This is a genomic window from Thalassovita mediterranea, assembly GCF_001458435.1.
Taxonomy (GTDB): Bacteria; Pseudomonadota; Alphaproteobacteria; order Rhodobacterales; family Rhodobacteraceae; genus Thalassobius; species Thalassobius mediterraneus.
This window is the reverse complement of record NZ_CYSF01000006.1, coordinates 186,188-202,738: the sequence shown is the minus strand read 5'-3', so window position 1 is coordinate 202,738 and position 16,551 is coordinate 186,188. Positions and strand designations below refer to the sequence as shown.

15 protein-coding genes are annotated in these 16,551 nt (G+C 58.0%); 10 read left to right on the top strand and 5 right to left on the bottom strand.

Annotated features, from left to right (window positions below):
• Positions 1-17 precede the first annotated feature (17 nt).
• Complete coding sequence (locus tag TM5383_RS04930) at positions 18-2,636, top strand: calcium-binding protein (protein WP_058317927.1); 2,619 nt, start codon at positions 18-20, stop codon at positions 2,634-2,636.
• 88 nt (positions 2,637-2,724) lie between these two features.
• On the opposite strand, the gene TM5383_RS04925 is transcribed toward TM5383_RS04930, so the two are convergent.
• The gene (locus TM5383_RS04925) at positions 2,725-3,336 is read right to left on the bottom strand and encodes a response regulator (RefSeq protein WP_058317926.1); all 612 of its coding nucleotides are present in this window, start codon (positions 3,334-3,336) and stop codon (positions 2,725-2,727) included.
• 275 nt (positions 3,337-3,611) lie between these two features.
• Here TM5383_RS04925 and TM5383_RS04920 point away from each other — a divergent pair, with 275 nt between their 5' ends.
• The 3 genes from TM5383_RS04920 to TM5383_RS04910 all read left to right on the top strand — a co-directional run bounded on the left by TM5383_RS04920 (position 3,612) and on the right by TM5383_RS04910 (position 8,292).
• Positions 3,612-4,145: a putative pterin-binding protein gene (locus TM5383_RS04920; protein WP_231725039.1), complete on the top strand. Its 534-nt coding sequence runs from the start codon at positions 3,612-3,614 to the stop codon at positions 4,143-4,145.
• Between the two features lie 120 nt (positions 4,146-4,265).
• Positions 4,266-6,878: a PAS domain-containing hybrid sensor histidine kinase/response regulator gene (locus TM5383_RS04915; protein ID WP_143570204.1), complete on the top strand. Its 2,613-nt coding sequence runs from the start codon at positions 4,266-4,268 to the stop codon at positions 6,876-6,878.
• Between the two features lie 184 nt (positions 6,879-7,062).
• Complete coding sequence (locus TM5383_RS04910) at positions 7,063-8,292, top strand: acyl-CoA dehydrogenase family protein (protein ID WP_058317924.1); 1,230 nt, start codon at positions 7,063-7,065, stop codon at positions 8,290-8,292.
• A 56-nt stretch (positions 8,293-8,348) separates the two neighbouring features.
• Here the strand turns inward: TM5383_RS04910 and TM5383_RS04905 are convergent, their stop codons facing one another.
• Positions 8,349-9,356 (bottom strand): GlxA family transcriptional regulator, encoded by a 1,008-nt coding sequence (locus TM5383_RS04905; RefSeq protein ID WP_058317923.1) that lies wholly within the window; start codon positions 9,354-9,356, stop codon positions 8,349-8,351.
• Between the two features lie 476 nt (positions 9,357-9,832).
• Between TM5383_RS04905 and TM5383_RS04900 the strand changes: the two genes are divergently transcribed.
• From TM5383_RS04900 to TM5383_RS04875, 6 genes are all read left to right on the top strand, one after another.
• Positions 9,833-10,468, top strand: a complete 636-nt coding sequence (locus TM5383_RS04900; RefSeq protein ID WP_058317922.1) for an ATP-dependent Clp protease proteolytic subunit — start codon at positions 9,833-9,835, stop codon at positions 10,466-10,468.
• A gap of 171 nt (positions 10,469-10,639) precedes the next feature.
• The gene (gene clpX, locus TM5383_RS04895) at positions 10,640-11,902 is read left to right on the top strand and encodes an ATP-dependent Clp protease ATP-binding subunit ClpX (protein WP_058317921.1); all 1,263 of its coding nucleotides are present in this window, start codon (positions 10,640-10,642) and stop codon (positions 11,900-11,902) included.
• A 241-nt stretch (positions 11,903-12,143) separates the two neighbouring features.
• Positions 12,144-12,503 carry a RidA family protein gene (locus TM5383_RS04890; protein WP_058317920.1) on the top strand — a complete coding sequence of 120 codons (360 nt, stop codon included), beginning with the start codon at positions 12,144-12,146 and terminating at the stop codon, positions 12,501-12,503.
• A 114-nt stretch (positions 12,504-12,617) separates the two neighbouring features.
• Entirely contained in the window at positions 12,618-13,001 is a 384-nt protein-coding gene (locus tag TM5383_RS04885; protein ID WP_058317919.1) for an NADH:ubiquinone oxidoreductase subunit NDUFA12, read from the top strand.
• Positions 13,002-13,072: 71 nt separating this feature from the next.
• Positions 13,073-13,519 carry an outer membrane lipid asymmetry maintenance protein MlaD gene (mlaD, locus tag TM5383_RS04880; protein ID WP_058317918.1) on the top strand — a complete coding sequence of 149 codons (447 nt, stop codon included), beginning with the start codon at positions 13,073-13,075 and terminating at the stop codon, positions 13,517-13,519.
• Entirely contained in the window at positions 13,516-13,887 is a 372-nt protein-coding gene (locus TM5383_RS04875; protein ID WP_058317917.1) for a DUF2155 domain-containing protein, read from the top strand. The genes mlaD and TM5383_RS04875 overlap by 4 nt, the downstream gene beginning before the upstream one ends.
• On the opposite strand, the gene aat is transcribed toward TM5383_RS04875, so the two are convergent.
• The 3 genes from aat to accB are packed head-to-tail and all read right to left on the bottom strand — an operon-like array spanning position 13,842 to position 16,403.
• Positions 13,842-14,489: a leucyl/phenylalanyl-tRNA--protein transferase gene (gene aat, locus TM5383_RS04870; protein ID WP_058317916.1), complete on the bottom strand. Its 648-nt coding sequence runs from the start codon at positions 14,487-14,489 to the stop codon at positions 13,842-13,844. The two genes, TM5383_RS04875 and aat, sit on opposite strands and share 46 nt — an antisense overlap.
• 57 nt (positions 14,490-14,546) lie before the next feature.
• Positions 14,547-15,893, bottom strand: coding sequence for an acetyl-CoA carboxylase biotin carboxylase subunit (accC, locus tag TM5383_RS04865; RefSeq protein WP_058317915.1), 1,347 nt, complete (start codon positions 15,891-15,893; stop codon positions 14,547-14,549).
• A gap of 9 nt (positions 15,894-15,902) precedes the next feature.
• The gene (gene accB, locus TM5383_RS04860) at positions 15,903-16,403 is read right to left on the bottom strand and encodes an acetyl-CoA carboxylase biotin carboxyl carrier protein (RefSeq protein WP_058318384.1); all 501 of its coding nucleotides are present in this window, start codon (positions 16,401-16,403) and stop codon (positions 15,903-15,905) included.
• Between the last annotated feature and the right edge of the window lie 148 nt (positions 16,404-16,551).

Below are 16,551 nucleotides of genomic sequence, written 5' to 3'. Positions count from 1 at the left end.
GTATGATGGAGGGGAATATGCCGACGAACGCAAACGATATGATTGTTGGCACTGGCGTGGCAGACGATCTGTCTGGCGCCGCAGGGCAGGACACGATGGTGGGCCTTGCAGGCAATGACACATTGGCCGGTGACAGTGGTAACGACCTGATTTACGGCGACTACGCCGAAGAGAATCTGCTGGGTAATGCCGCAGGTGCGCTGAGCTTTGCCGACTATGGCAGTGTCGGCAATTGGCAGGTCAGTAGTCAGGAAAACGGTTTGCAGGAAATGACCCAAACCGTCGCAACCGAAGCGCAGGGCGTCTACAATTTGTCGATGTCACTCGCGGCAAACTTTGCCGCAGGGCATGTGGATTCAGGGTTGGAGGTACTAATAGACGGCGTGGTCGTCGCCAGTTACGACAGCCAGAGCGGCGCGTTTTCCGACCACAGCCTGACCTTCACGGCGTCAGACAGTACAACGGATATCACCCTGCGCGCTGTTCCCGGTGAAGGCGGCGGGCCAGTAATCGACACGTCAGGCGCGGTGTTCAGCACCGAGGCCCAGATGACCATCGGTGGCCAAGAGGTCACAGTGGCCGCCTTTGCCCCTGGTCAGGCGAACCTTTACCAGGTGTTTAACGGCACGCTGCATGTCTTTGACACCGACAGCGCCACCTATCAACGCGTCGGCGCGGCCGGCACGGTGAATGTGAACGCCATTGGCTTCAACCAAGAGGACAGCCTGATCTACGGTGTCGCGGTCGGCAATGGCACTGATGCGCTGGGCAATGCGGTATCGCGCGATGATCTGGTGATGTTTGACGCCACCGGCGCGGTTTATCGTATTGGCGAGGGACCGTTCCGCAGCTGGACGGGGGATTTTGATGATCAGGGCAACCTATGGATCTTCAACTCGCGCCTCAACTTCCTCAGCAAAATTGACGTGGACAGTTTTGACGCGAATGGCAATCCGGTGGAAACCCGCATTGATCTGAATGACGCGCTGTTTGGGCTGAACGTCTATGACCTGTCCTTTGACGCAGCAACGCAAAGCTTCAGCGGGGTGGCCCGTGGCGCCTATGAGGGCGCGCCTGCCACGCTGGTGACGGTGGATATATCTGGCGATAGTCCGCAGATTTCCTCTATCGCGGTCACGCATACTATCGTGGATGGTCAACTGCTGACTGGAACCCCCGCGATTACATTCGGGGCGGCGATCTATGATACCGACGGTACGCTGTTTGTTGGTGGCAATTCCGGCGATCACGATATGAACAACGCCACCCGCGCGGCAGGGGGGATCTACCGCGTGGACATCGCACCAGATGGCAGTAGCGCCACCTTGGTTCTGGTCAGCGACGCGCCACGGTCTTATTCCAACGATGGGGCGGCGGACCCGACCGCGCTAAATCCCTTTGATCCCATCGATCTGGAAGCGACGATGCTGTTGCGGGATCTGGAACTGGTGGCCACCACCGAGGGGGATCTGAGCTATGACGATGACCTGCAAGGCGGCGGCGGTGCCGACACGATGGAGGGCGGCATTGGCGACGATCTGCTGACCGGCGGGTCGATCGGCGACAGTCTGATGGGCGGGTCGGGTGATGACAGCCTGCATGGCGGCGCTGGTTTCGACGCGGTCGCGACTGGCCCGGCGTCAACCTATGACGCGGACGGATTGCGCTATGACCATCTGGGCAATTTGCTGCCGGAAAACGATGACTGGTTGGCCGGTGGTATTGGCAATGACCTGATCGCCGGATCTGCGGGGCATGACACCTTGCTCGGTGGCACAGGTTCCGACACCCTGCAGGGTGGCACCGGGTTTGACCACCTGATGGGGGGTGAAGGCGCAGATGACCTGAACGGCGGCAGCGATCGCGACACGCTGGAAGGCGGATCGGGGGCTGATACGCTCGACGGGCGGACAGGCGATGATCTGTTGCAAGGGGGCGATGACGATGACCTGTTGCTGGGCAGTTCCGGCAATGACAGCCTTTATGGTGATGCTGGCGATGATGTCTTGCGCGGTGGCAGCCACGACGACCTGCTTGTTGGTGGGATCGGCGAAGACACGTTGGAAGGCAGCGGCGGCGCAGATGACCTGCGCGGCGGTGATGGCGCCGACAGCCTGTCAGGCGGTTCCGGCAATGATGCCCTGTCTGGCGGCGCTGATAATGACACGCTGCTGGGCAGTTCCGGCGATGATGTTCTGGATGGTGGTGCCGGTCGGGATCGCCTGAACGGCGGCTCCGGTGCTGATACTCTGTCTGGCGGCGAAGGGCGTGACACACTGGCTGGTGGCAGTGGGGCGGATGTGCTGGATGGCGGTGCGGGACGCGACAATCTGTTCCTCGGGGCAGGGGATGACGTCGCCTGGGGCGGTGATGGCGCGGATCGTTTCATTTTCCGAGAACGTGATCTGAACGGCTCCGATGTGGAAATCCGTGACTATGACATCACCGAAGGCGACTACCTAGATCTGCGCGGTGTCGATTTGGGGGATAGCGCCACCTGGTTTGCAACCTCGGTCACGCAATCCCTTGATGGTACCATCACTGTGGACCTTGGTGCGGGAACGGTTGCGTTGACAGGTACCGGACTGGATCTGTTGACCGAGGCAGACGGCCTCTATGACAGTTTCCTGTTTTGAGGTGTCGCTGATGGGGCGTGCAGATCAAACCTGCGTTGCCTCATCAGCCTTTTCACCGGGTGCTATGCCAACAGCGGGCAGGGGAGATTTAAGCGAACCCTGCCTCTTTGGCGATCACTGCGGCATGGGTGCGATTGCGTGCATCCAGTTTTTTACAAAGGGTAGGCACATGCAGTTTGATCGTGACCTCCTGCAGGCCCAGATCGCGGGCGATCTCTTTGTTCGATTGACCGGCACACAAGCCACTCAATACTTCGGTTTCGCGTTGGCTGAGCTGGTTGTCAAAGGCATCTTCGGCTTCGTTGCCGGCTTGCATCACCGACGCCGGAATAAAGGTTTCGCCCAACGCCATAAAGCGGATCGCGTTGACCATGCTTTTGGCGCCCATCGTTTTGGGCAGGTAGCCCAGCGCGCCGGCATCAACAGCTTCTTGCGCGATAGAGTTCGGGGCGGTGCCGCTCAGAATGGCAAAAGGTTGATCGGGATGTGCCGCGACGGCCTGTTTCAAGCCTTGCAACCCATTCATGCCGGGCATTTTGTAATCCAGCAGAACCAAATCAAATGGGCCTTTGGCGGTCGTGACCTGCAGGGCTTCTGGCAGGCTGGCGGCGGCAAAGACCTGAATGCGACCTTCAGCTTGAAGGAACACGGTCAGCGTGTCGCGAACCATTTCATGATCGTCTGCAATCAAAATGCGCATGTTTAACCCTCTCAACATAATGCGCTGGCCGCGCCCAATACGGCTTGCCAGCAATAATCGTGCCTTTGTCCAATGACCGAACCATAACACGAAATTCTCTATACGTCCTGACCAACCATAAGGTGAGCATAGCTATCCACCAGATCGCCATCAGGACATCGCATTTGGCGATTGCATGTCCCGACTATCCCAAAGGTTAGTTCACTAACCCATTGCGTCGAAACACAGCGGCAAATTTTTTGCAGTATCAGGGCAACAGCAAGAGAGGTCACCAGATGTTTCATTCCGTTTTCCCTAGCATCAGCAGCCGTTTGCATGCGGCGGCTCAATCTGCATCTAGCCGTGTTATGGCAATTGCCGCTGCGGCTACGTTGTGCGCGTCTGCGACTGCCGCGCAGGCTGAAACCATTTTGACGATCGTTCCCGCAAATGGAGGCGCAGTTGTTGAACTGGATCGCGATGCGCTAATGGCGCTGCCCCGCGTCTCCGTGCGCACCAGCACGATCTGGACCGAAGGCGTGGTCGAGTTTGAAGGTGTTTCGCTGGCGACCTTAGTCGACCAAGCAGGGCTTACGGCGGAAACGATGAGCTTCATCGCCCTGAACGATTACGCGGTGACCATTCCGTTGGATGATGCGGTCGAGGGCGGGCCAATTGTGGCTGATACCTTGAACGGCGCGCCGATGTCTGTGCGTGATAAGGGGCCGCTTTGGGTGATCTATCCGTTTGACGACAACACCGACTATCAATCCGAGCAGTACTATTCCCGCAGCATCTGGCAGTTGCATCGGATCGAGCCTACCTCCTAACATGGCGCGTAACTTGCGACCGAACGGTTCGCATCTGTGCTGGCCTATGCCCCCCGCGGCCTGCGGGGGGATTTGTCTGTGCTGCGTCGCCTTGGAATAGGAAAAGGACATCTTGTGCCCGTGATCCGGTTTTTTCCGATACGCCCCGCCCGCCAGATTTTTGTTCTGGTGTTGCTGGCGATGTTCATCCTGACGGGTGTTCTTATGGGCGAGGTGCGTGGTCGTTTGCAGGATCTGTCCACTGCATCCACCGATAACTTGCAATGGAACATCGCCCAGTTGGAGGTGGAACTGCTGCGCCTTGATGGGCAGATCAGTCAGGTGAGCACGCTGTTGGCGCGACAAGAACGTGCAGCTGGCGCTGAGGGGGGGCCTGAAGGTGAGGCCGCCGATCTGGCCACTGCGCTGCGGTTACTGCGGGTACGGTTTGATATTTTCTACAGTCGGGTGCGCACCTATGAAACAGGTCCGCTATATCTGCCGCTGTGGAATGATGCCGAAAACAAACAAATCATGGCAGGGTTGCGCGGCTATCTGGATGATGGGGCAGCATTGATTGATATGCCGAATAGCGGTCTGATTGCCGCTTTGCCCGAACTCTCGGCCCTGACGGAGGCGCAAAAAGCACCTGTCCGACGTCTATTGCTGAGCGGTGTTGCGCGATTTGCGCAAAATTCTGACATGGCGCGGCAAGATCTATCCCAGACATTGATGCGTCTGGCGGTGTCCTCTTTGATGTTGATCGCTGTTTTGGTCGCGCTTGCACTGCTGCTGCTGCGGTTGTTGCGCAAAGGGCGTTTGATCGCGGCGCAGAATGAACGCACACAAGCGCGGTTCGAGGCGATGGTAACCTCTTCGCTGGACGCTATTTTGGTGGTGGACAGACATGGTCGCATTCTGGAATTCAACGGGGCCGCCGAGGCGGTATTTGGCTACAGCCGGGATGAGGTGAGGGGCCAGAACATGGCCGAATTGATCGTGCCGGAACATTTGCGCGCCGCTCACACAGAAGGCATGGCGCGCTATGCGCGTACAGCGGAAAAACGGGTGATCGATGCCGGACGTCTTCGACTGGAAGCAATGCGCAAATCCGGAGAGTTGTTTCCGGTAGAACTATCCATCACCGCCGCCAAGGCCGGCCGCCAGACGGTTTTCGTGTCGTTCCTGCGCGATATCACCACGCAGGTGCAAGTCGAAGCCGATCTGAAACGCGCCCGCGACGAAGCACAGGCCGGCGAAAAGGCCAAGGCCGATCTGCTCACTGTGATGAGCCATGAAATGCGCACGCCGCTCAACGGCATTTTAGGGTCACTTGAGTTGATGCAGCGCGATCCTTTGACCGATCGGCAATCGCGCAATCTGCGCGCTGCCAAGTTTTCGGGTGATTTGCTGCTCAGCCATGTAAATGATGTACTGGATCTATCACGTCTGGATGCGCTTCATGCCGAGGCTGCAGAGCCCGTGCCCTTTGATCTGAGCCAGTTGATCGACACGCTGATCCTCAGCCAGTCCGCGCCAGCGAAGGCGCGGGGCAATCAGTTGCAGGTTAATTTGCTGACGGACGGGTTAGACTTTGTGATCGGTGATCCTGCAGGTGTAAACCGTTGTTTGGTTAATCTGGTGGGCAATGCGGTGAAGTTCACTGATCAGGGCGAGATTACCGTAGAGGTGGAACGTCTGCATGGGTCTGACATGGTGGAAATTCGCGTTAGCGATACAGGCACCGGCATACCCGAAGACAAGATCGACAGTATCTTTCAGGAATTTGTAACCGTTGATCCCAGTTTTGGGCGGCGCTCAGACGGGACGGGGTTGGGCTTGGCGATTACCAAGCGTTTGGTCGACCAGATGCAAGGCGATATCACGGTTGATAGCATCGAAGGCGAAGGCAGCCTATTCCAGATCGTGCTGCCCTTGCCGGTAACGACGCCACCGGTCCAGGAACGGACCGCGGCCCAATCGGAAGAGCGTCCATTGTCGCAGACAGATCGGTCGGATATTCCTACGTTGGAACCCTCTCGGGTGCTGGTGGTTGAAGACAACGAAATTAACCGTGAAATTTTGACCGACATGCTGGTTGATCTGGGGCAAGAGGTGCTGACCGCTCATGATGGTCCCAGCGGGATCAAGGCCGCGGCGACGCAACAGATGGACGTGATATTGATGGACATTTCCATGCCCGGCATGGATGGGATCACTGCGTTGGCGGCCATGCGTGCGCAGGGGAATACGCAGATTGCATTGGCTGTTACGGCTCATGCGTCGCCCGAAGATCACGCACGTATTCTGGCGGCTGGTTTCTGTGGCATTGTCACCAAACCCGTCAGCCTGACCCAGCTGCATCGCGCGCTTGATGCTGTGCAGCAGGGGACAGACTGTACCCGTGTTTACGAAACCGAAGCTGACCAGTTGGGCCGCCAAACACGCAGCGACTTTGTTGATCGCATGGGCGAAGACAAATTCGCCACCCTGATCCGTCAATTTGCCACTGATACAGAGGCATTGCTCGTGCAGTTGCAGGATGCGGTTGGGTTGAGTGAGGACCAAATTCAGACCGCACACAATCTGGCGGGTATGGCTGGCCTTTTGGGCGAAGATGGATTGCAGCAGGCGCTCAAGGGGATTGAGGATTTGCCGCAGAACGCGCCAGCGGATGAGGTGGCATTGATCCTACCTGAATTGGCCGCAGAAGCGCGCCAACAGGTGTCGGTCTTGGCGAAAACAATTCAGTAATCCTTGATCAGCGTCGGCGCCGTAGTTCTACCGTTGATTTTACCATTGGCCCCAACGTCACCTGCCGTAGTGCTTTCCCTCTGGGGTGAGCGGTGGTCTAGTTGTCCCAGATGATATGGGCGCGGGGAGGCGCCTGTTGCGCACGATGCCTTGGGCCGTGGCGCCAACATCAAAGGAGGATGGTATGGATTTTGGAATTCGGGCAGAGAACCGCAAGCTGCTGGATCGTGTGATCGCGATGATCAACGATGAGATCGCGCCCCTGCAGGAAGAGTTTGACGCAGAAATTGCTAAGGGCGATCGCTGGCAGTACACCGACCGCCAGGCAGAGATTTTGGAAGGCCTGAAAGCCAAGGCCAAGGCAGCCGGCCTGTGGAATTTCTGGCTAACCGACGGAGAGGGGGGCTTGGGCCTCTCAACCGTGGAATATGCTTATTTTGCTGAGGAAATGGGCCGTGTCGGTCTGGCGGCGGAGGTGTTCAACTGCTCGGCCCCCGATACCGGCAATATGGAGGTGTTCCACAAATACGGCACCGACGCGATGAAACAGCAGTGGCTGGAACCGCTGCTGGCGGGCGACATTCGCTCCGCCTATCTGATGACGGAACCGGATGTGGCCTCCTCTGATGCGACCAACATTTCGATGTCCTGCGTGCGCGATGGTGATGACTATGTGCTGAACGGCGAAAAATGGTGGGCCTCTGGTGCCGGTGATCCGCGTTGTAAGGTCTACATCGTGATGGTGAACACCGGCACAGATGAGACGCCCAAACACCAGCGCCATTCGATGATTGTTGTAGACGCCGCTACCCCGGGGATCGAGGTGCTGCGCCCGATGTCGGTTTACGGCCACGATGACGCGCCCCACGGCCATATGCACATCCGGTTCACCAATGTGCGGGTGCCTGCGGAGAACATCTTATTGGGTGAGGGTCGCGGGTTTGAGATCAGTCAGGGCCGTCTGGGGCCGGGCCGTATCCACCACTGCATGCGCGCGATTGGTGCCGGTGAAGCGGCGCTGGAACTGATGTGCAAACGCGCGCTGGAGCGTGAGGCCTTTGGCAAGAAGCTGGCCGCCCTTGGCGCCAACCACGACATCATCGCCGAAGCCCGGATGGAGATTGAACAGGCGCGTCTGCTATGTCTCAAGGCCGCGTGGTATATGGATCAAGGCGATGCGCGGGCGGCTGCGCCGTGGATTTCGATGATCAAAACTGTCGCCCCGCGCATGGCGTTGAAGGTGATTGACGAGGCTGTGCAACTGTTCGGCGGTATGGGCGTGTCACAGGACACCCCGCTGGCGATCAAGTGGACCCATGTGCGGACCCTGCGACTGGCTGATGGCCCCGACGCGGTGCATCGCCGCCAAATCGCCCGCGCTGAACTGCGCAAGCATACACAGGAAAAAGTGTAACGCTGCCTTTTGCTTAGGCCGGGGAGGGGCGCGGTGGCGCGCCTCTCTACTGCGGCCTAGGACCAAGACTTGCGGTGTGCGTTCGGGCTTGAACCGTATTTTTCCCGAAACACCCGCGCCATATGGCTGGAGGAGCGAAAGCCAGTTGCAGCGGCAATCTCAGTCACTGTCAGATCGGTTTCGTTCAGCATCCCATAGGCGCGCGACAGGCGCAGGTCGTTGTAGTAGGAAATCGGGCTTTGGTTCAGGTAGCGTTTGAACAATCGTTCCACCTGACGGCGTGACACGCCCAAACGATCAGCGATCTCTTCCATCGACAGGGGCTCTTCGATTTCCTGTTCCATGATCTGGATCGCGGCCAAGAGATTGCGATTGCGACAACCGATAGCGGCCGAGCTGGCCGATCGCTGCGGTGCCGTTTGGGCGCCTGATCGCAGGTGGATGCACATATCAGCCACCATAATTGCCAGATCCGCACCATGGCGCTGTTCTATCAATGTCAGCATCATATCCAGCGATGAATTGCCCCCACCACAGGTCATGATGCGCCCGTCCACCTCATAGAGCGCACTAGTAGGTTCCAGATCTGGAAACTCTTCCATCAGGCCGAGCTGGTTTTCCCAATGCAGGGTGAAACGGCGGTCCTTCAGCAGGCCTGCGCGCGCCAAGGCAAACGCACCCGAGCAAATGCTGCCCAGACGGCGGCCAAAACGATCTTCGCGCCGGAGCCAGTTCAGCGTCGCGTCCCCGATTTGGGTCTGCGGTTCGACACCGGAACAAACAAACCCGTAGGAATTCAGCGGCAGGGGGGCCAAGGCCATGTCAGGGGTGATCATCATCCCGTTTGAACAGGTGATGGTACTGCCGTCCTCGCTCATCGTGTACCAGCGGTAGAGTTGCTGCTTGGTCAGCTGGTTGGCAATGCGCAGCGGTTCGATCGCAGCGGCAACAGCCAGCATCGTCGCCTTGGGCAACAAAAGAAAATAGAAGTCTTCGGGCGGGCCATCAAATTCCATCGGAAAATTGGCGGAGGCGGCGCGCTGGATGAAACGATCTTGCTGCATTGGCTTTCTGCTGTCGACGATGGTTTGGGCAGGGGCTGACTGTCTTTACCCTGCGGTATGGAGTTTGGCTTGATCATTTGCGACTATTTACTGTCGCACTGACGTCCTTTTGCGGGTTTTTGTCGTCTTGGATGGAAGATCGAGCTGTTTCCGACGTCTTCTGCGCATTTTTGCGACAAGGGGTCGCTATTCGCCAAACTCAGGGCGTGCCGCACGCGCATCTAGGTCGCGAATGCAATCTGTGAATGTGGTCGCGTGGCATGAATGTTGAATATCGAAAACGTCCGTCGGGTGTCTGCGTGGATATTAGATTTACGCGGCACGAAATCGCGGCAAGAGATAACAGCACTGAAGGCGATCCCTTCACAGGCGTATTAAATTCTAAGGCGTCCCCTTGCAGCCCAGAGGGGGCAGGACTAAGACTCAGTTAGTACCTTTGTGATAGGGGTGCTTCAGATAGGAACAGGCAGGCGACTATGAACGATCCGATTGATACTTACATGAACACCCTGGTACCGATGGTGGTAGAGCAGACCAGCCGCGGTGAGCGGGCCTATGATATTTTCTCGCGTCTGCTGAAAGAGCGGATCATTTTCCTGAACGGTCCAGTGCATGACGGTATGTCGTCGCTGATCGTTGCGCAGCTGCTGCACCTTGAGGCGGAAAACCCGTCCAAAGAAATCAGCATGTACATCAACAGCCCCGGTGGCGTCGTGACCTCTGGCCTGTCGATCTACGACACCATGCAGTACATCAAACCCAAGGTATCGACGCTGGTGATTGGTCAGGCGGCGTCCATGGGCTCGCTGCTGCTGACTGCTGGTGATGCAGGCATGCGTTTCTCGCTGCCGAACAGCCGTGTAATGGTGCACCAGCCTTCCGGTGGCTATCAGGGGCAGGCAACGGACATCATGATCCACGCCCAGGAAACCCAGAAGCTGAAAACCCGTCTGAACGAAATCTACGTCAAGCACACCGGCCGCACCTACGAAGAGGTTGAGGCTGGTCTGGAGCGTGACAACTTCATGTCGCCCGAAGAGGCCAAGGAATGGGGCCTGATCGATGAGATCGTGACCAACCGCGCCAAATCCGGCGACGAAGGCGACAGCTAAAACAACAGTCGCACACGGGCGTTAACGCGCCCGTGTGACGTTTTTGCATTGTAGCTGCCTGAGGGCTGTCTTAAGCTACCTCTGAACGAGGAGCAGCCAAGGCGCAGGATCCGACGGGTCTGCCCGCGCAGCAGCTGAATAACCTGAGACTTCAGGCCTGAAAGGGACGAAATGGCGAACAATTCCGGTGGTGACAGCAAAAATACGCTCTATTGCTCTTTCTGCGGCAAGAGCCAGCACGAGGTGCGCAAGCTGATTGCCGGCCCGACCGTTTTCATCTGTGATGAATGCGTCGAGCTTTGCATGGACATCATCCGCGAAGAGACCAAATCCGCGGGTCTGAAATCCTCCGAAGGGGTGCCAACCCCGATGGATATCTGCAACGTGCTGGACGATTACGTGATCGGTCAGGCGACAGCCAAACGGGTGCTGTCGGTAGCGGTTCACAATCACTACAAACGTCTGAACCACGCACAGAAATCCGGCGATATCGAACTGTCGAAATCCAACATCCTGCTGATCGGCCCGACCGGCTGTGGTAAAACGCTGCTGGCGCAGACGCTGGCGCGCATTCTGGATGTGCCCTTCACCATGGCCGACGCAACTACCTTGACCGAGGCGGGCTATGTCGGTGAAGACGTTGAAAACATCATCCTGAAACTGCTGCAGGCTTCGGAATACAATGTGGAACGCGCGCAGCGCGGTATCGTCTACATTGACGAGGTGGATAAAATCACCCGCAAATCCGAAAACCCCTCGATCACCCGCGACGTATCGGGTGAGGGTGTGCAGCAGGCCCTGCTGAAGCTGATGGAAGGCACCGTTGCCTCCGTGCCGCCGCAAGGTGGCCGCAAGCATCCGCAGCAGGAATTCCTGCAGGTCGACACCACCAACATTCTGTTCATTTGCGGCGGCGCATTCGCCGGTCTGGACAAGATCATCGGTCAGCGCGGCAAAGGATCCGCAATGGGCTTTGGCGCTGATGTGCGCGAAAACGATGATCGTGGTGTGGGTGAGTTGTTCAAGGATCTGGAACCCGAAGACCTGCTGAAATTCGGCCTGATCCCGGAATTTGTTGGCCGTCTGCCGGTTCTGGCAACGCTGGAAGATCTGGATCAAGACGCGCTGGTCACCATCCTGACCCAGCCGAAGAACGCGCTGATCAAACAGTACCAGCGCCTGTTTGAGCTGGAGGACACACAGCTGACCTTCACCGATGACGCGCTGCAAGCGATCGCCAAACGTGCGATCGAGCGGAAAACCGGTGCCCGTGGTTTGCGTTCGATCCTTGAGGATATCCTGCTGGACACCATGTTCGACCTGCCCGGTCAGGACAGCGTGACTGAGGTTGTGGTGAACGAGGATGCGGTCACATCTGATGCACAGCCGCTGATGATCCACGGCGAACAGAAAGAAGAAGCCAGCGCCAGCTAAAGCGTTCAGGTTTCACAGAAGTGATGAGGGTCGGCCATGTGCCGGCCCTTGTCGTTTGTGCGATCGTGGGCAAGGGGGCGCTGCCCCCTTCTTTGCTGCGCAAATTCATCCGCCGAGATACTTTGGGAGCAGAGAAGGCGCCTTTCAATGTTCCCCAAATACTCAAAGTCGCGGTTAGCGTTACTCTTGCGCGACACCACGTTTTCGGGCAACGGAGGAGCCAAGAGAAGGAGACAACACCATGACTATTAAACGTATTTCCACCGGCAGCGAGTTTGAGGCCAAGATCGGCTATTGCCGCGCGGTTGTTGCAGGTGGCTTTGTGCATGTGGCTGGCACCGTGGGTGCAGGCGACACCGTCGAAGAGCAGTGCAAAGCGGCGCTGGCCACCATTGAAAACGCGCTGAAAGAGGCTGGCAGCAGCTTTGAACATGCGGTGCGTGTGAACTACTATCTGCCGGATGCTGCGGAATTTGAACCCTGCTGGCCGATTCTGTCCGCCACCTTTGGCGACAACCCGCCCGCCGCCACGATGGTAGAGTGTAATCTGATCGACCCGAAATTCCGGATCGAGATCGAATTGACCGCTCTGTTGCCGTAACATCGCGGCAATATCCTGCGCTATAGGGGCGCAGAGGGCCTGCAGTGGCGCTGACCACTGGACCTTTGCGCCCTTATGGGCCATATCTTCTCTCAAGTTATTCGCGAGGTAGCCATGGGCATTCTGAACACTCTTCTGCGCGCCGTCACCTGGTGGGACGGTCAGACCCTGAACACCCAGCTTTATACCGCCCGTAAAGGTGTGAAAGTTGGTGAAGATGACCAAGGCAATAAATTCTACACCTCCAAAGACGGCAAGCGCCGCTGGGTGATCTACAACGGTGAAGTTGAGGCAAGCCGCATCAGCCCCGATTGGCACGGTTGGCTGCACCACACCTTTGATGAGCTGCCCAGCGACAAGCCGCTGCCGCACAAAGACTGGGAAAAGCCGCATCTGGAAAACCTGACCGGCACCGCCATGGCCTATGCGCCTGCGGGGTCCATCCGTCGTGTTGAACCAAGCGAGCGCCGCGACTACGAAGCATGGTCGCCGGAATAACACACCATTCAGTTCTGATTGTTTAATCTGCGGGCCAAGCCTGCGCTGTTTTGCGAGAAGCGAGGGCTGCAATGTCCACTAATCCGACCGAAGTAGCCGTAGGCGCACTGGTTCTGGCTGCGGCCATTGGCTTTGTCGCTTATGCGGGGCAGGTGACTGGTTTTAGCTCTTCGACGGGCGGTTACCCTTTGACCGCGTCTTTCCGGTCATTGGAAGGGGTCAGCGTCGGCACCGATGTACGTCTCGCTGGTGTCAAAGTGGGATCCGTCACCGATGTGGCATTGAACCCACAGACTTTCCGTGCGGATACGGAAATCACCGTCCAAAACGGCATCGATATTCCCGATGACAGCGCGATTGTGATCAGTTCCGAGGGACTTTTGGGTGGCAACTACGTCGAAATCGTTCCAGGCGGTTCGCCATTCAACTTCGAACCCGGGGCCGAGGTTGAGGATACGCAGGGCGCGGTTTCCTTGGTATCGCTGTTGATGAAGTTCGTGTCCGGAGGCGACGAATGATCCGTGCCGCTGCTGTGTTTTCGCTGTCCGCGCTGATCGGGACTGCCGTGTCGGCGCAGGACTATGTCAGCGCCGATGGCGCAATGATGCGTGGTCTGGATAAGGTCAACGGCGAAACGCAGGATCTGGATATTGCGACCGGCGGGTCGGCCATTTTTGGCGATCTGCGCGTCCGACTGGGCGGTTGTCGCTATCCGGCGGATAACCCGTCGGGGGAAGCCTTTGCCTTTGTCACCATTGAAAAAGTGCCAAGTCAGGAACAAGTGTTCGAGGGTTGGATGATGGCTTCCGCACCGGCGCTGAACGCGCTGGATCACCCGCGTTATGATGTCTGGGCATTGCGCTGCAAGACACCCGCGGCAGAGTGATCGACGCCTTCTACATCGAAAAATGCCCCTTCGCGTAGTGCTTCACCTAGCAGCTGCTGGTAGTCCGCGCGTGGGATTTCAATCGCCCCCAGCGACGCAAGGTGGGGGGTGATGAATTGGGTGTCAAACAGGGTGAACCCCGTTTGCACCAGATGATCGACCAAATAGGCCAGCGCAATCTTTGACGCATCGCGGCGATAGGAAAACATGCTTTCGCCAAAGAAGGCACGACCCAGTGTGACACCATAGACGCCACCGGCCAGTTTGCCGTCCATCCACACCTCTAGGGAATGGGCGCGGCCCATGCGGTGTAGGGCCATGTACAGCGCGTGGATTGTCGGGTTGATCCAAGTCTCTTCGCGGTCCGCACAGCCACGCAGAACCGCCTCAAAGGCGCTGTTGATGCGGATCTCATAGGCACCACGACGAATGGTCCGCGCCAGCGAGCGGGAGATGTGGAACTGATCCAGGGGGAAGATGCCGCGCTCGCGCGGGTCGACCCAGAACACGTCGGGATCGTCGCGGCTTTCTGACATCGGAAAAATGCCCTGCGCATAGCCGGACAGCAGGATCTGGGGGGTGAGCGTAAATTCGTCCTTCATACGCCTGTCCTTTGATCCGAAAAGGGGCCGCGGTTTGAACCGCAGCCCCTCAGGGCCTTAGCCCATGTTCTTTTCCAGCCACTGTTCTAGCCAGTGGATGTTGTAGTTGCCGGTGTGGATATCATCCTCCTGCAACAGGGCACCGAATAGCGGCACGGTGGTGTCGATACCATCGATGATCAACTCACCCAGTGCGCGGTCCAGACGCGCCAGCGCTTCGGCGCGGTCGCGGCCATGCACGATCAGCTTGCCGATCAGGCTGTCGTAGTACGGCGGGATCGAGTAGCCGTCATAAAGCGCCGAATCCATCCGCACACCCAGACCACCGGGGGCGTGGTAGGCAGTGATTTTGCCCGGGCATGGGGCAAAGTTCGGCAGCTTTTCCGCGTTGATCCGTACCTCGATCGAGTGACCGTTGATCTCCAGATCGTCTTGGCTGAACGACATCGGCAGGCCTTCGGCGACACGGATCTGTTCGCGTACCAGATCAACACCAAAGATGCCTTCGGTCACGGGGTGTTCCACCTGCAAACGGGTGTTCATTTCGATGAAATAAAACTCGCCGTTTTCATAGAGGAATTCGATCGTGCCGGCGCCGATGTAGTTGATCTTGGCAACCGCATCCGCACAGACCTTACCGATGGCCGCGCGCTCTGCAGGGGTGATGCAGGGGCCGGGGGCCTCTTCAAACACCTTCTGGTGACGGCGCTGCAGCGAACAGTCGCGTTCACCAAGGTGAACCGCCTTACCCTTGCCGTCGCCAAATACCTGAATTTCGATGTGGCGTGGGGTGGTGAGGTATTTTTCAATGTAGACCTCATCGTTGCCAAAGGCGGCTTTGCCTTCGGCGCGGGCGGTCATGAATGCCTCTTCCATGTCAGCGGCGGTTTGCGCCACCTTCATGCCACGGCCACCGCCACCAGCGGTTGCCTTGATGATCACCGGATAACCGATTTCCTCACCAATGCGCTTGGCTGCGGCCAGATCAGGCACGCCACCGTCAGAACCCGGAACGCATGGAACGCCCAGCTCTTTCATGGTGTCCTTGGCGGTGATTTTGTCACCCATGACGCGGATGTGTTCCGCGGTCGGGCCGATAAAGGCTAGACCGTGATCTTCGACAATTTGTACGAAGTTCGCGTTCTCGGACAGGAAGCCATAGCCCGGGTGGATCGCCTGTGCGCCTGTCACTTCGCAGGCAGCGATAATCGCGGGGATCGACAGGTAGCTTTCAGTGCCGGAGGGCGGGCCGATGCAGACGGATTCATCAGCCATGCGTACGTGCATGGCATCGGCATCTGCGGTGGAATGTACCGCTACCGATTTGATGCCCATCTCGCGGCAGGCGCGGATCACGCGCAGCGCAATCTCACCCCGGTTCGCAATCAGGATTTTTTCAAACATCTCTGTGCCTTACTCGATGATGACCAGCGGGGCGCCAAATTCAACGGCACCGCCGTCTTCGACCAGAATACGTTTCACGGTGCCCGATTTCGGCGCCGGGATCTGGTTCATGGTTTTCATCGCTTCGATGATCAGCAGGGTCTGGCCTTCGCTGACCTGTGCGCCAACGCTGATAAAGGACGGTGCGCCAGGTTCCGGCTGCAGATACACGGTGCCAACCATCGGCGAGGTTACGGCGCCGGGGTGGCTGGCAGGATCCTCTGCGGCAGCAGGGGCTGCGGCGGGGGCGGCAGCGGCAGGTGCTGCGGCAACAGGCGCGGCGGCCACGGGGGCGGCTGCAACGGGCGCTGCGATATGAACAGGTGCCTCGGTGGCGCGGCTAACGCGGACGTTCAGGCTGTCGTTGTCGCCGTATTCGCGCATCACTTCCAGCTCGGTCAGATCGTTTGCGGCCAGCAGTTCAGCCAGTGCCTGAATAAATGCGACGTCGGAGTCGTGTTTCTTAGTCATTGTTCCCTCGACCGGTTTTTTGGTGGGCGACGATACGGTTGCGCCCAATCCCCATCTGGACGCCTTATAAGCCATCCTTGACGAAGCGGAAAGCGCCCATATGCGAGATAAAGTGGGGGTTTAACGCAAAAAATTCGAGGGGAATTGC

Bases quoted from the DNA above. Each gene is read 5' to 3' on its own strand.
- TM5383_RS04920 (WP_231725039.1), top strand. From the start codon at position 3,612: ATGTTTCATTCCGTTTTCCCTAGCATCAGCAGCCGTTTGCATGCGGCG.
- TM5383_RS04925 (WP_058317926.1), bottom strand. From the start codon at position 3,336: ATGCGCATTTTGATTGCAGACGATCATGAAATGGTTCGCGACACGCTG.
- accB (WP_058318384.1), bottom strand. From the start codon at position 16,403: ATGACTAAGAAACACGACTCCGACGTCGCATTTATTCAGGCACTGGCT.
- TM5383_RS04930 (WP_058317927.1), top strand. From the start codon at position 18: ATGCCGACGAACGCAAACGATATGATTGTTGGCACTGGCGTGGCAGAC.
- clpX (WP_058317921.1), top strand. From the start codon at position 10,640: ATGGCGAACAATTCCGGTGGTGACAGCAAAAATACGCTCTATTGCTCT.
- aat (WP_058317916.1), bottom strand. From the start codon at position 14,489: ATGAAGGACGAATTTACGCTCACCCCCCAGATCCTGCTGTCCGGCTAT.
- TM5383_RS04890 (WP_058317920.1), top strand. From the start codon at position 12,144: ATGACTATTAAACGTATTTCCACCGGCAGCGAGTTTGAGGCCAAGATC.
- mlaD (WP_058317918.1), top strand. From the start codon at position 13,073: ATGTCCACTAATCCGACCGAAGTAGCCGTAGGCGCACTGGTTCTGGCT.
- TM5383_RS04905 (WP_058317923.1), bottom strand. From the start codon at position 9,356: ATGCAGCAAGATCGTTTCATCCAGCGCGCCGCCTCCGCCAATTTTCCG.
- TM5383_RS04910 (WP_058317924.1), top strand. From the start codon at position 7,063: ATGGATTTTGGAATTCGGGCAGAGAACCGCAAGCTGCTGGATCGTGTG.
- TM5383_RS04885 (WP_058317919.1), top strand. From the start codon at position 12,618: ATGGGCATTCTGAACACTCTTCTGCGCGCCGTCACCTGGTGGGACGGT.
- accC (WP_058317915.1), bottom strand. From the start codon at position 15,893: ATGTTTGAAAAAATCCTGATTGCGAACCGGGGTGAGATTGCGCTGCGC.
- TM5383_RS04900 (WP_058317922.1), top strand. From the start codon at position 9,833: ATGAACGATCCGATTGATACTTACATGAACACCCTGGTACCGATGGTG.
- TM5383_RS04875 (WP_058317917.1), top strand. From the start codon at position 13,516: ATGATCCGTGCCGCTGCTGTGTTTTCGCTGTCCGCGCTGATCGGGACT.